The following is a 14,072-nucleotide window of genomic DNA, read 5'->3' as shown; positions in this document are numbered from 1 at the left end:
GCTAGCGATCAGGCCGGCCCGGTCGCAACCGGCGGACCGTTCTCGACGCCCCATTCCGACCACGAGCCGTCGTAGAGCGCGGTGTCGCGGATGCCGAGACGATAGAGCGCCAGCGTCAGCACCGCCGCCGACACCCCGGAGCCGCAGGAGGTGACGATCGGCCTGGCGAGATCGACGCCAGCGGCGCCGAACGCCTTACGTAGCTCGTCTAGCGGCTTCATCACGCCGGTCGCCGCGTCGAACAGCTCCGCATAGGGCAGATTGCGGCTGCCGGGGATATGGCCGGATCGGAGACCGGGCCGCGGCTCGGCGACCTCGCCCGCGAAGCGCGGCGCCTGCCGCGCATCGATCACCTGCTCGGCATTGCCGGCGAGATTGGCAACCATCTGCTCGATCCGGCGCACGCGCGCGGCATCGAACGTCGCGCTGAACGTGCCAAGCGCCGGCGTGACCTGCCCGCTCTCGACCCGGCGCCCCTCCGCCATCCACTTCTTCAGCCCGCCGTCGAGCACGCGCACATCCGTGTGGCCGAACGACAGGAACATCCACCAGGCGCGCGGCGCGGCGACCCAGCCGCCGGAATCATAGACCACCACCGTATCGCCATTGCTGACGCCGAGCCGGCCGGCGTCGCGGCCGAACTGCGCGGCGCTCGGATACATGTGCGGCAGCGGATTGGAATGGTCGGAGACCTCGTCGACGTCGAAAAACACGGCGCCGGGGATGTGCGCCTTCAGGTAATCGTCCTTCGGCAGCGGCAGCACACCCGGCATCTTGAAGGTCGCGTCGAGCACCTTCACCTTGGGATCGCCCAGATGCGCAGCGAGCCAGTCGGTGGAGACGAGAGGGTCGTCGTGGATGGTCATGCGCAAAAGCTCCGGGCTTCACATTCGATCGTCATCGCCGGACTTGATCCGGCGATCCACCTTGTCGAAGCGATGGACACGCGGGTCAAGCCCGCGTGCGACGGGCAGCGATCAATCCTTCTTCTTCGGCGCCCAGGCCTCGACCGGCCCGCCGCAGTCGCGCCACGCCGCGAAACCGCCACCGATATGGGCGACCGGCTTCAGGCCCATGTCCTGCGCGGTCTTGGCCGCGAGCGCCGAGCGCAGGCCGCCGGCGCAATGAAAGATGAACGTCTTGTCCTGCTGAAAGACCGGCTTGGCATAGGGGCTCTGCGGGTCGATCCAGAACTCCAGCATGCCGCGGGTGCACGAGAACGCGCCGGGAATCCTGCCCTCACGCTCGATCTCTCGGGGGTCCCTGATATCGACGATCACGACATCGTCGCGCTTCGCCGCCGCGATCGCCTCAGCCGCCGAGAGCGTCTCGATCTCGGCATTGGCTTCATCGAGCAGCGCCTTGATCCCGCGCGTGATGGTCTGGGGCATGTCTTCTTCCTTCGTCTTTTCCAGCCGCCGAGCGGCGTCGTTTCGCGTCTACATTCCGGGGTCGTCCGTCAGGACCGAACCCGGAATCCAGAGCCGATCGCACAAGCTCGATATTCCGGATTTGGTCGCTATCGCGACCGCCCGCAACGACGGCCTTGCATCGCGCGCCGCAGAACGAGCGCCTTACCTCACCAGCTCCTTCATCGCCGCTTCCAATCCCTCGATCGTGATCGGATACATGCGCTCGGAGAAGATGCGGCGAATGATGGTGGTGGACTCCGAATAGTCCCAATGCTTCTGCGCCACCGGATTGAGCCACACCGCGTGGGGATAGGTGCGGATGACGCGGTCGAGCCACACCGAGCCCGGCTCCTCGTTGACGTGCTCGACCGAGCCGCCGGGCACCATGATCTCGTAAGGCGACATCGAGGCGTCGCCGACGAACACCACCTTGTAGTCGTGCGGGTACTTGTGCAGCACGTCCCAGGTCGGCGTGCGGTCGGTGAAGCGGCGCTTGTTCTGCTTCCACACGCCCTCATAGAGGCAGTTGTGGAAGTAGAAATATTCCATGTGCTTGAATTCGCTCTTGGCGGCCGAGAACAGCTCCTCGACCTGGGCGATGTGCGAATCCATCGAGCCGCCGATGTCGAAGAACACCAGCACCTTCACCGCATTGCGCCGCTCGGGCCGCATGTGCACGTCGAGATAGCCGTGATTGGCGGTCTCGCGGATCGTGGTGTCCAGATCGAGCTCGTCCGGCGCGCCGGTGCGGGCGAACTTGCGCAAGCGGCGCAGCGCCACCTTGATGTTGCGGATGCCGAGCTCGACATTGCCGTCGAGATCCTTGAACTCGCGCCGGTCCCACACCTTCACGGCGCGATTGTTGCGGTTCTTCTCCTGGCCGATGCGGACGCCTTCGGGGTTGTAGCCATAGGCGCCGAATGGCGACGTGCCCGCCGTGCCGATCCACTTGCTGCCGCCCTGGTGGCGGCCCTTCTGCTCTTCCAGGCGCTTCTTCAAGGTCTCCATGAGCTTGTCCCAGCCCATGGCCTCGATCTCTTTCTTCTCTTCCTCGGTGAGGTATTTCTCGGCCAGCTTCCTCAGCCATTCCTCGGGGATTTCAGCCTTCTCCATCGCGTCGAGCAGGCTCTCCAGCCCCTTGAACACGGAGCCGAACACGCGATCGAACTTGTCGAGATTGCGTTCGTCCTTCACCAGCGCGGTGCGCGACAGATAGTAGAAATTCTCGACCGAGTGCTCGGCGAGGTCGGCGTCGACAGCCTCCATCAGCGTGAGATATTCACGCAAGGAGACCGGGACCTGCGCGTCGCGCAGTGCTGTAAAGAATTGCAGGAACATGCCCATTAGATCGCGCGGCTGGGAGGGCACGTCAAGGGCCGCTCCCCGCCCCGCGCTGGACCCGCCGGCATTTTGCTCTACAATCCCTGGAACAACAGGCGGAATGGGGGCTTTCATGGGTATCATTGCAGCACTGATCATCGGCGCCGTCGCGGGCTGGCTGGCGGGGCTGATCGTGCGCGGCGCAGGTTTCGGCCTGATCGGCAACATGGTCATCGGCATCATCGGCGCGCTGGTCGCAAGCTACGTGCTGCCGGCGCTGCACATTGCGCTTGCCAGCGGCACGCTGGGGGCGATCCTGGACGCCACGATCGGCGCCGTCATCGTGCTCGTGATCCTCTCATTGATCAGGCGCGCTTGATTATTTCTGCTTCCGATGGCAGCCATCATCTCAAAGCCGCAGCGGCGTTGCCGCTGCGTAGCCACTCAACACAAGTTCGAACGATGAGCGAGACGCGATGAAATTTACCGGCACCCAGGACTACGTCGCCACCGACGACCTCAAAGTGGCCGTCAATGCGGCGATCGTGCTCGAGCGCCCGCTGCTGGTGAAGGGCGAGCCGGGGACCGGCAAGACCGTGCTGGCCGAGGAAGTCGCCAAGGCCGTCAACGCGCCGCTGCTCACCTGGCACATCAAGTCGACCACCAAGGCGCAGCAGGGCCTTTACGAATACGACGCCGTCTCGCGACTGCGCGACAGCCAGCTCGGCGACTCCAGGGTGTCCGACATCAAGAACTACATCAAGCGCGGCAAGCTGTGGGAGGCCTTCACGGCCGAGCAGCGGCCGGTGCTCCTGATCGACGAGATCGACAAGGCCGACATCGAGTTTCCGAACGACCTGCTGCTCGAGCTCGACCGGATGGAATTCCACGTCTACGAGACCAACGAGACCATCAAGGCGAAGCTGCGCCCGATCGTCATCATCACGTCCAACAACGAGAAGGAGCTGCCGGATGCGTTCCTGCGCCGCTGCTTCTTCCACTACATCAAGTTCCCCGATCCGGATACGATGGGCCGGATCGTCGACGTGCACTTCCCGAACATCAAAAAGCGGCTGGTCGAGGAAGCGCTGCGCATCTTCTTCGAGGTCCGCGACGTGCCCGGCCTGAAGAAGAAGCCGTCGACCTCCGAGCTGCTCGACTGGCTCAAGCTGCTGCTCAACGAGGACATCGGTCCCGAGCAGCTGCGCGAGCGCGATCCGCGCAAGCTGATCCCGCCGCTGCACGGTGCGCTGCTCAAGAACGAGCAGGACGTCCACCTGTTCGAGCGGCTCGCCTTCCTCAGCCGGCGCGAGGTGTGAGGGCGCCCGGCTCAATCCGACCGGCGCGTCATTGCGGCGCCGTCCTCTTGATCAGGCGTCCGAGCGCACGCATGATCCCATCGACGGCAATCGGCTTCTCGCAGCGGAGGATCTTCGAGAAGCGGTCCGGGATCACCGATTCGTCATAGCCGGTGGTGAAAACGAAGGGCACGCCGCGTTCGACCAGCAGATCGGCGACCGGAAACGCCATGTCGCCGCGCAGGTTCACGTCGAGAACGGCGCCTTCGATCCGCCCCTCGCGTTTGATCAAGGCGAGCGCGTCAGGGACGGTTCCGACCGGGCCCAGGATCGTGCCGCCGGCACTACCGAAGGCGCAGCGCAGCTCGTCGGCAAGCATATACTCGTCCTCGACGATGAGGATATGACGGTCGCGAAGCGAGCGTTCAGGCATGATCCTCAAGCTCCAGTGTGGTGAGCGAAACGGGAATCGATATCGTGCAACGGACACCGTCGGATGCGAAAGCGTACGAGGTCCTCGCGCTGAGCTGATAGGGCAAGGCCTGTTCGATCAGCTCGCGCCCTTGCCCCGTGCCGACGGGCATCGTGGCTGGCGGCGGCATGTCGACGCCGCTCTCGCGCCACTCGATATGCAGCCAGGGCTGGCCTTCCGCGCCTTCGCGCTCGAGCGACCAGACCACGCAGAGCCGGCCCGAGGGCTGCGCCAGCGCGCCATACTTGACCGCGTTGGTGGCGAGCTCGTGCAGGGCCATGGCAAGGGTCTGAACGGTCGACGACCGCAGCCTGACGCCGGACGGTCCCGACAGCCCGATGCGCTCCGAACCGCCGGCGACAGCCGACAGCTCGCTACGGATCAGATCGTCGAAGGTGACGCGATCATTCTCCTTGAGGCGGGACAGCAGGCCCTGGGCTCGGGACAGCGTATCCAGCCGATCACGGAAGCGGGCGCGAAAATCGCCGAGATCGGCGCTGGCACGCGCCGTCTTGTCGGCCATCGAGCGGACCACGCCCAGCAGGTTGCGGGTGCGATGCTGCAGTTCGGCCACCAGCACCTTCTGCCGCTCCTCCCATTCACGCCGCTCGGTCACGTCGACCATGGCGCCGGTCATGCGGATCGGTCGTCCCGCGTCGTCATAGAAGAAGCGCCCACGGCCGTACAGGCAGCGAATTGCGCCGCCCGGATGCACCACGCGAAACTCGCTGACATATTCCTGGTGCGCCTCCATCGCGCGGTGAAGCGCGGCTTCGGCTGCGGGACGATCGTCGGGATGGATGCGCGCCGCCCAGGCCTCGTAGCTGGGGGTCAGCTCGCCAACAGCATAGCCTTCCATGCGAAAGTGCTCGTCCGACCAATAGACCTCGCCGGTTGCGACGTTCCAGTCCCACAGGCCGAGCCGCCCGACCTCGACCGCGCTGCGCAGGCGCTCCTCGCTCTTGCGCAATTCCCGTTCGGCCTTGTTCTGCTCGGAGATGTCGCGCGCCGTCCCGAACCACTCGATGATCTCGCCGTCACGCCCGAGAATGGGGATGGCGCGCGAATCGATCCAGCCGAGGCTGCCATCGATCCTGATCACGCGGTGCTCCAGCTCGAACATGCCCTTCGTCGCGACGGCCCTGCTGATCGCCGCAGTCACCTGCGCCTGATCGTCCGGATGAATGTATTTGGCGAGCCAGCCCTGGCTCGGTTTCATCGTATCGGCGATGAAGTCCTTGCCCTGCAACTGGCGCATCTCCCGCCAGTCCGGGCTCATGCGATAGACGACGTCGGAGCTCGCGGTTACGAAAGCGCGATAGCGCTCCTCGCTGGCGCGCAGTCGCTCCGTCGCTTCGGCACGCAGACGGGCCATCTTGAGATGCGCTTCGACACGCGCCAGCAGTTCACGCGCACTGAACGGCTTGATCAGATAATCATCCGCACCGGCCTCCATGCCTTCGACGCGGCTCTCTTCTCCGGCCCGGGCCGACAGCAGGATCACCGGGATGGTACCGACCCGTTCATCGGCGCGCAGCCGTGCCAGCAACTGCATGCCGTCGATGCGCGGCATCATCACATCGGACAGAACGAGGTCGGGCTTGTCGCGGGCGATGGCCGCGAGCGCGGCTTCGCCATCGGCGACGGTCTCGACATCGTAGCGCGCGGCGAGCAGGCGGCGGACATAGTCGCGCATGTCGGCATTGTCGGCGGCCAGGAGGATGCGGGGGCGCGGCCCGGCCCTGTCGGCTGATGGCGTGGTGATGTCGATGTCCGGAACGGCATGCGCGTCGAGCGACGGCGGATCCGGTAGCCAGCGCAATGCCTCCGCGATGAACGGCCGCGCACCGCGAAGCATCGGTTCCTGCGCCGGCGCCGCATCGGACGGGAGATGACTTCGTCCCCTGGGGATTCTGACCGCGAACGTGCTCCCCTGCCCGGCTTCGCTGGTCGCCGCGACGGATCCGCCGTGCAGCTTGGCGAGCTCATGCACCAGTGCGAGCCCGATGCCCGAGCCTTCATGGGTGCGGCCGAACGCGCCGGCGACGCGATGGAAACGCTCGAAGAGCCGCGGCAGCTCGTGCTGCGGGATGCCGGTCCCGGTGTCCTTCACGCTCAGCTCGAAATGACGATCGCAGGTGACGAGCCGGACCTCGATGTCGCCCGTGAAGGTGAATTTGAACGCGTTGGAGAGCAGGTTGAGGACGATCTTCTCCCACATTTCGCAATCGACATAGGCCGGCTCCGGCAGCGTCGGGCAATCCACGATCAGCCTGAGGCCGGCGGCTTCGATCGCCGAGCGGAAGGTGCTGGCGATCTCCGCGGTCAGGCTCGCGAGGTCCACCGGCGCGTAGACCGCCTGCATCCTGCCGGCCTCGATCCGCGAGAAATCCAGCAGCGTGTTGACCAGCTTGAGCAGCCGCAAGGCATTGCGCTGGGCGATCTCCAACCGGTCGCGATCTGCCGGCGGCAAGCTCTGCGACCGCAGCACATCTTCGAGCGGACCGAGCATCAGCGTCAGCGGCGTACGGAACTCGTGGCTCACATTGGCGAAGAACGCGGTCTTGGCGCGATCGATCTCGGCGAGCGTCTCAGCGCGGCGCCGCTCCTGCTCATAGGCGAGCGTCTCGGCGAAGGCGCTGCCGAGCTGAGCGGCCATCAGATCGAAGAAGCCCTGATGCTCGGCGTCGAGCGCGCGGCGCGGATTGACGCCACAGATCAGGATCGCCGTCGCCTGCTCCCGCCCCGTCGCAACCGGCAGCGCCAGTGCCAGCTGCGGCGGCTCGGGCCATGCGCCGGTCGGGACGCCGGCAAATTTCGCACGATCCAGCACGACGCGAATCGGCGCCACCGCGCGCGCCGCCGCCCGGATCGGCCACAGCCCGTCCCCATCGCTGTCGAGGGCAATCTGCGCCGGCGCGATTGCACTGTCCGGGTGTACCCCCGCGGCGCTCAGCAACCGTGCCGATCGCTGGTCCTCGCCGAGTTGGTAGATCAGCGCAAACGGGACATCATGCGGATTCTCGGCGAGGACGTCGGTGGCTTCGCGACAAGCATCCGCCAGACTGTCGGCACGGCCGCGCGCGGCGAGATCGCGCAAGGTCCGCATGCGGCGTTCGCCCACGACCCGGGCCGTCGTCTCGATGACGGGGGTGAAGACACCGCCGACACCGCCGGTCTCGTCGCGAATCGGCGAATAGGAGAACGAAAAATAGGTCTCTTCGAGGTAGCCATGGCGGTCGATGAACAGCGGCATGTCGCGCGAACGGGTCGCTTCGCCAAGTCCAACGACGTGCCGCAACATCGGGCCAATGACCTCCCAGATCTCGGACCATACCGCGTGCCCCGGCGCTCCGAGCGCGGCCGGATGCTTCTGCGAGCCGAGGATCGGGCGATATTCGTCATTGTAGAGCATGACGAGCTCCGGGCCCCACCAGATCAGGATCGGGAACGCGCAGTCCAGGCAGGTGCTGATCGACGTGCGCAACGACTGAGGCCAGCTCTCGGGCGGCCCCAACGGCGTCCGTGACCAATCATGGATGCGCATGAGCGCTCCCATCTCCCCGCCTCCCTGCAGGAAGTCGGCCCCGCGCGCGAACGCCTGAAACGTCGCGCGACCGGCATCCGAATGCTCGTTCACTCCTGGCCCCTTTTTCATCGCACAATATCGTGAAATGCGCGCGGGCGCCAAGCACTGGCCAGAACGGGCAACGAGCGCATCAACGAGGAACTCGGCGGCGCGGCGGGATCCATCCGTCCATCCACAGCCGATCTCGCAACTTGGGACAGTCCAACGCAAACGCTCGACGTGCGCGGCTGCGCTTGTTAAGCGCCAGCCTCTGCGTGAAGCGGGGTTGAGTCGGGGCACATGACGGTTGCGATCGAGATGGGGCAGACGGCGGCGGGATCGCCTGCCGCCCTGGACCTCGAGGAACTGCTGGCGACCCGGCTCCTGGTGCAGGGCAATTCCGGCTCCGGCAAGTCGCATCTCCTGCGCCGCCTGCTGGAGCAGAGCGCGCCCTGGGTGCAGCAGACGATCATCGACCCCGAGGGTGACTTCGTCACCTTGGCCGAGCGATTCGGCCATCTCGTGATCGAGGCCGAGGACCACACCGAGCGCGCCCTGCAGGTCGCCGGCGAACGGGCCCGGATGCATCGCGTCTCGACGGTGCTCAACCTCGAAGGCCTCGACGCCGAGAATCAGATGCGGCGCGCGGCCGCCTTTCTCAACGGCCTGTTCGAGATCGCCCGCGACCACTGGTACCCGATGCTCGTCGTGGTCGACGAAGCCCAATTGTTCGCACCGGCCGTCGCGGGCGAAGTCTCCGACGAGGCCCGCAAGGCGTCGCTGGGCGCGATGACCAACCTGATGTGCCGCGGCCGCAAGCGCGGGCTGGCGGGCGTGATCGCGACGCAGCGGCTGGCGAAGCTCGCCAAGAACGTCGCGGCCGAGGCCTCGAACTTCCTCATGGGCCGCACCTTCCTCGACATCGACATGGCCCGCGCTGCCGACCTGCTCGGCATGGAGCGGCGCCAGGCCGAGGCGTTCCGCGACCTCGAGCGCGGCCAGTTCATGGCGCTGGGCCCCGCGCTGTCGCGCCGGCCGTTGGGCCTGCGCATCGGCCCGACCGACACCAAGCCGCGCAACGCGACGCCGCGGCTGATGCCGCTGCCGGAAGCGTCGCTCGAAGACGCCCGCGCGGTGATTCTCGCCACACCGCCGCCCGAGACCAACGCGCGGCCGCAGCGCAAGCCGCAGCCCGAGCTGCTCGACCAGCTGATGGCGGCGAAGTCTGCTGCGCTCGAGCTGCGCCCCGAGCCGCCGGCGCCCGCCGTCAGCGAGGAGGAGCTCGCCGAGCGCAAAGCCCGCGTCGAGCGCGTCTTGCGCGCGGTGCTGGCCGAGCCCGACGCGGGCTTCCGCGCCGTCGGCGTGCTCTACCAGGAGTTCGTCGTCCGCTGCCGCATCGAGGGGCTCGGCACAGCCGTGCCCGACCTCAACGAGTTCCGCCGCATGCTGACCCGCGCCCGTGCCGGCCTCGGCGGCGATGACGCGGCCGACGACGCCGGCTGGCAGGACGTCACCTTGCGCGCCTCGCTGCTGCCCGAGGACATGCAGGGCGTGTTCATGATGATCGCCCGCGCCGCCAAGGACGGCCGCCCCTGCCCGAGCGATGCCGCGATCGCCCGCGCCTACGGCTCGCACTCGCTGCGCCGGGCGCAGCGCCTGCTGACCTATATCGAAGACCAGGGCCTCATCGTCTGCCAGCTCGACGGCGCCGGCCGCCGCATCGTCACGCTGGTCGAGCTCGCCTGGGCCACCGCGCCAGGCGATCCCAATGCCGACGATGCGACCAACGAAGGCCTCGTCGCTTCGTCGTCGTGAGAGGTGCCCGGTTTGCTCCGGGCGCCTCCCGCCGTCGTCCGCGATCAGGTCGCGGCGATCCTGCCCATCGCCGGATCGCTGATGCTGGGCCGACCGTTCTCGACGTGGCCTGCAAGCTGCCAGCTGAAGTTGGCGTCGCCGTCCGTCGTGACCGTCAGGTCGTACCAGCCATGGGTCTGCTGCAGGCGAACCCGCGTCTCCAGCCGCTGGCCGCGCTGCAGCCGGTGCCGCTCGCTGCGTCCGGTGTAGTTGTCGGCCAGAGTCACCACGCAGCTCGCGCCCTTGTTGGTGAGCGCGATCGCAAGGCTGCGGGCATCGTCGCCGTCGTCCCAATCGCAGAGATGGACGGTATCGACATCGACGAGCGCCGCGGTGGTGGCGACGCCGCCCTTGAAGTGGCGGAAGAAGCCGTTCGGCCCGTACACCGACAGATCGTACTGGCCGGCGCTGGCCGCGAGGTCCCACACGCCGTGCAGCGATTTCCCGGCTTCGACGGTGTAGCTCCACGGGCCGGCCGCGGTGTTGCCGGAACGAACGTGGAAGCAGACGCCGGCCTGCCCCGGATTGACGAAGCGGATTCCGAACGTCTTGTGCGCGGCATCGGCATCGCCGTCGACACGCAGATCGTAGGGCAGCGCGCGCGCCGGACGGATGCCCGGCTCCTGCTGCGGCAGGACCTGCTTGGCGGGCGGCACCGGATGATAGTCGTCGAAGCGCGCGCCCGAGGTGATGTCGGCGACCGGCGGCTTGTAGCCGGCCGTGCTCGGCAGCGGCGCCATGCCTTCGTTGGGCGATGTGAAGTTGAACGCCGAGGTGAGATCGCCGCACACCGCGCGCCGCCATGCCGGGATGTTGCTCTCGAACAGATCGGGCGCCTTGTGGTGGAAGCGGCGCTCGATGAAGCGGATCACAGAAGTGTGGTCGAACACTTCCGAGCACACGAAGCCGCCGCGCGACCACGGCGACACCACCAGCATCGGCACGCGGACGCCGAGGCCGTAGGGACCGGCCATGTGGCTGCCATCGCCGGCGAAGAGGTCCGTGCTCACATCGACGGTCGACTGTCCCCAGGCCTGCGACATCGCCGGATACGGACCGACGACATGGTCGAAGAAGCCGCCGCCTTCGTCGTAGTTGATGATCAGCGCGGTCTTGCTCCACAGCTCCGGATTCGACGTCAGGATGTCGAGCACCTTGGAGATGTACCAGGCGCCCGGCCCCGGCAGCCAGTTCGGATGCTCGCTGAACGCCTCGGGAGCTGCGATCCACGAGACCTGCGGCAGCGTGCCGTTGCGGACGTCGTTGCGCAGCCCGTCGAACAGGTTCTCGAACGTGCCGCCATTGGCGATGTTGCTGCCGCGCAGCGCCTTCTCGTACAGCGGACTGCCTGCTTGCGAATTCTGGTACTGGTGGAAATACAGCAGCGAGTTGTCGCCGTAATTGCCGATCCACGGATTCTGGGTCCAGCCCCAGGAGCCGGCTGCATTCAGCCCGGTGCCGATGTCCTGATAGACCTTCCAGGAGATGCCCGCCTTCTCCAGCCGCTCCGGGAACGTGGTCCAGTCGTAGCCGGCTTCCGCATTGGTGATGACCGGTCCGCCACCCTTGCCATCGTTGCCGTCCCAGCCGGTCCACAGGTAGTAGCGATTCGGATCGGTCGGTCCCATCACCGAGCAGAAATACTGATCGCACACCGTGAAGGCGTCGGCCAGCGCATAGTGCCAGGGCAGATCCTGCCGGTTCATGCAGGTCATGGTCGTGGTGCCCTTGTTGGCGATCCACTTGTCGTAGTTGCCGTTGTTCCAGGCCTTCTGACCGTCGTTCCAGCCATGGGCGACGTCCTCGACATAGACCTGGCCGGCATTGTCGACGCGGAACGGCATCACCGCCCCCGCGCCGTTCGGCTGCTGCCACACCGGGTTGCCGTTCGGCAGCTTCACCGCGCGGGGATCGTTGAAGCCGCGCACGCCGCGCATCGCACCGAAATAATGGTCGAAGGCGCGGTTCTCCTGCATCAGCACCACGATGTGCTTGACGTCCTCGATGCTGCCGTGGCGATTGAACGCCGGAATGGCATGCGCGCGCTCGATGCTCTGGCCGAGGGCGGCGGTCGCAGCCGACGCTCCGAGCAGCCGCAGGAACTCGCGCCGGTTGTGCGCGATCGTGTTCGACATCTCGTTCATTCCCCATGGTGATGACGGTGTCGAGCGGCTTAGGTCGGCGCGTTAACAACCGCGTGACCGGGCGGTAAAGGATGTGTGGCAGGCTTTTGACGCCGCGCGGCGGAGCGGCATTCGCGGCGAGGGCGCCCTGCCGCGATGCACGTCGAAGCCGCCATTGCCCTTGCACCCGAGACGAAAAGCTGAATGATCCGTTCGGGTTGCGACGACGACAGACCGGGCGAGCCCGGATTTGGCGGGTTGCGTTGTTGAGGATGGTTTGCATATGCCGACGTTGACGGTGCAAGCGGCGGGTCTGGAGGGCGCGGTGGCATGGACATGGCTGCAGGTCGTGTCCAACGGACTGATCGCCAGCGCCTTCTTCACCATCGCCTTCGTCGTCGGCACGTTCCTGCGGCGGCGCTGGCGCGACGTCATGTTCCGCGGCATCGTCGGGGCGCTTGCGACCTTCGTGGCCGTCGTCGGGGTCACCCGCCTGCTCGCGATCGTCGATCTCTGGGTGCCGACCTCGACCATCACGGACATCATCAACGTCTTTCTCGGCGTCACCTCGATCGGAATCATCGTCATCATGATCAAGATGCTGCCTCAGCTTCTGGTCCTGCCGACGCGCATCACCTTGCAGAAAGCCTATGCGCAGCTCGAGGAGGAGATCCGGCAGCGCCGCGCCGCGGAAGCGATGGTGCGGCGATTCCAGGAAATCGAGGCCAACGAGGCCCAGGTCCGTCAGGCGCAGAAGATGGAGGCGATCGGCCAGCTCACCGGCGGCGTCGCGCACGACTTCAACAACATCCTGACCGTCATCACCGGGACGATCGAGATCCTTGCCGACGCCGTCAAGGACAAGCCCCAGCTCGCCGGCATCGCCGGCATGATCAGCGCCGCCGCCGAGCGCGGCGCCGATCTGACCCGGCATCTGCTCGCCTTCTCGCGCCGCCAGCCGCTGCAGCCGCGCGCCACCGACATCAATGCACTCATCGTCGAGGCCGGCCGCCTGCTGCGGCCGACCCTCGGCGAGCAGATCGAGATCGAATCGATGCTGGCCCATGACAGCGCGCCGGCGCTGATCGATCCGAGCCAGCTCTCGACCGCGATCCTCAACCTCGCGCTCAACGCCCGCGACGCGATGCCGGACGGCGGCAAGCTGACCCTGGAGACCAAGAACGTCACGCTCGACGAGCACTATGCGCAGTTGAACCGCGACGCCAAGCCCGGCAGCTACGTCATGATCGCGGTCAGCGACACCGGCCAGGGCATTCCCGGCCCGCTGCTCGACAAGGTGTTCGAGCCGTTCTTCACCACCAAGGACGTCGGCAAGGGCTCGGGCCTCGGGCTCAGCATGGTCTATGGCTTCGTCAAGCAGTCGAACGGCCACGTCAAGATCTACAGCGAGGAAGGCCACGGCACCACCGTGAAGCTCTATTTGCCGCGGGCCGCGGGCGCGCCGGAGCTGCCCGCCGCCGACACGGCACGTCCGGCGGTGGCGCGCGGCGGCGAGACCATTCTGATCGTCGAGGATGATGCGCTGGTGCGGGACTACGTGGTCGCGCAGGTGCGGCGGCTCGGCTATCGCACGCTCGCCGCCAGCAACGCCGCCGAGGGCCTGGCGCTGATCGACAATCCGGAACGCATCGACCTGCTGTTCACCGACGTCATCATTCCAGGCGGCATGAACGGCCGCCAGCTCGCGATCGAGGCCGAGAAGCGCCGTCCCGGACTGAAGGTGCTCTACACATCGGGCTACACGGAGAACGCGATCGTGCATCATGGCCGGCTCGATGCCGACGTGCTGCTGCTGGCGAAGCCGTATATGAGCGCCGATCTCGCGCGCATGATCAGGACGGCGCTGGAAGCGTGAGGCGAACCGCGATGGTGGCGCCGGTCGGTCGATGTCTCGCTTGCCAGAGCTCGCGCGTCACAACCGGTGTCGTCCCGGCCCTGCGCCGGGACCCATAGCCACCGGCCATGGTGGTGAAGCGAGATCGATCCACCAGCGTGCCTCACACA

Annotated in this window: 10 protein-coding genes; 4 read left to right on the top strand and 6 right to left on the bottom strand. The window is 66.6% G+C overall.

Annotation, left to right across the window (positions count from 1 at the left end; genetic code table 11):
* Positions 1-8 precede the first annotated feature (8 nt).
* The 3 genes from sseA to ACQR10_RS20340 all read right to left on the bottom strand — a co-directional run bounded on the left by sseA (position 9) and on the right by ACQR10_RS20340 (position 2,750).
* Positions 9-866 (bottom strand): 3-mercaptopyruvate sulfurtransferase, encoded by an 858-nt coding sequence (gene sseA, locus ACQR10_RS20350; protein ID WP_315804512.1) that lies wholly within the window; start codon positions 864-866, stop codon positions 9-11.
* 111 nt (positions 867-977) lie between these two features.
* Positions 978-1,391 carry a rhodanese-like domain-containing protein gene (locus ACQR10_RS20345; protein ID WP_315804511.1) on the bottom strand — a complete coding sequence of 138 codons (414 nt, stop codon included), beginning with the start codon at positions 1,389-1,391 and terminating at the stop codon, positions 978-980.
* Positions 1,392-1,574: 183 nt separating this feature from the next.
* Complete coding sequence (locus ACQR10_RS20340) at positions 1,575-2,750, bottom strand: vWA domain-containing protein (RefSeq protein ID WP_316217628.1); 1,176 nt, start codon at positions 2,748-2,750, stop codon at positions 1,575-1,577.
* 115 nt (positions 2,751-2,865) lie between these two features.
* On the opposite strand from ACQR10_RS20340, the gene ACQR10_RS20335 reads away from it, so the two are divergent.
* On the top strand, positions 2,866-3,111 hold the full coding sequence (locus tag ACQR10_RS20335) for a GlsB/YeaQ/YmgE family stress response membrane protein (protein ID WP_315717851.1): 246 nt from the start codon (positions 2,866-2,868) through the stop codon (positions 3,109-3,111).
* A 97-nt stretch (positions 3,112-3,208) separates the two neighbouring features.
* A complete protein-coding gene (locus tag ACQR10_RS20330; protein ID WP_315717852.1) occupies positions 3,209-4,051 on the top strand; it encodes an AAA family ATPase in 843 nt (280 codons plus the stop codon).
* Positions 4,052-4,079: 28 nt separating this feature from the next.
* Here ACQR10_RS20330 and ACQR10_RS20325 read toward each other — a convergent pair whose 3' ends face one another.
* Both ACQR10_RS20325 and ACQR10_RS20320 read right to left on the bottom strand, forming a co-directional pair.
* Positions 4,080-4,463 carry a response regulator gene (locus ACQR10_RS20325; RefSeq protein ID WP_315804509.1) on the bottom strand — a complete coding sequence of 128 codons (384 nt, stop codon included), beginning with the start codon at positions 4,461-4,463 and terminating at the stop codon, positions 4,080-4,082.
* Positions 4,456-8,049 (bottom strand): PAS domain-containing protein, encoded by a 3,594-nt coding sequence (locus tag ACQR10_RS20320; protein ID WP_316217629.1) that lies wholly within the window; start codon positions 8,047-8,049, stop codon positions 4,456-4,458. Before ACQR10_RS20320 ends, ACQR10_RS20325 begins: the two co-directional genes overlap by 8 nt.
* Positions 8,050-8,370: 321 nt before the next feature.
* On the opposite strand from ACQR10_RS20320, the gene ACQR10_RS20315 reads away from it, so the two are divergent.
* Positions 8,371-9,885: an ATP-binding protein gene (locus tag ACQR10_RS20315; RefSeq protein ID WP_316217630.1), complete on the top strand. Its 1,515-nt coding sequence runs from the start codon at positions 8,371-8,373 to the stop codon at positions 9,883-9,885.
* Positions 9,886-9,929: 44 nt separating this feature from the next.
* Here ACQR10_RS20315 and ACQR10_RS20310 read toward each other — a convergent pair whose 3' ends face one another.
* Positions 9,930-12,059 (bottom strand): phosphocholine-specific phospholipase C, encoded by a 2,130-nt coding sequence (locus ACQR10_RS20310; RefSeq protein WP_316217631.1) that lies wholly within the window; start codon positions 12,057-12,059, stop codon positions 9,930-9,932.
* Between the two features lie 271 nt (positions 12,060-12,330).
* Between ACQR10_RS20310 and ACQR10_RS20305 the strand changes: the two genes are divergently transcribed.
* Positions 12,331-13,923, top strand: a complete 1,593-nt coding sequence (locus ACQR10_RS20305) for an ATP-binding protein (protein WP_316177810.1) — start codon at positions 12,331-12,333, stop codon at positions 13,921-13,923.
* The last annotated feature ends 149 nt before the right edge of the window (positions 13,924-14,072 follow it).

The organism is Bradyrhizobium sp. HKCCYLRH2060 (genome assembly GCF_051168135.1).
Taxonomy (GTDB): Bacteria; Pseudomonadota; Alphaproteobacteria; order Rhizobiales; family Xanthobacteraceae; genus Bradyrhizobium.
The sequence above is the reverse complement of the archived record's forward strand: the minus strand, read 5'-3'. Positions and strand labels throughout refer to the sequence as shown.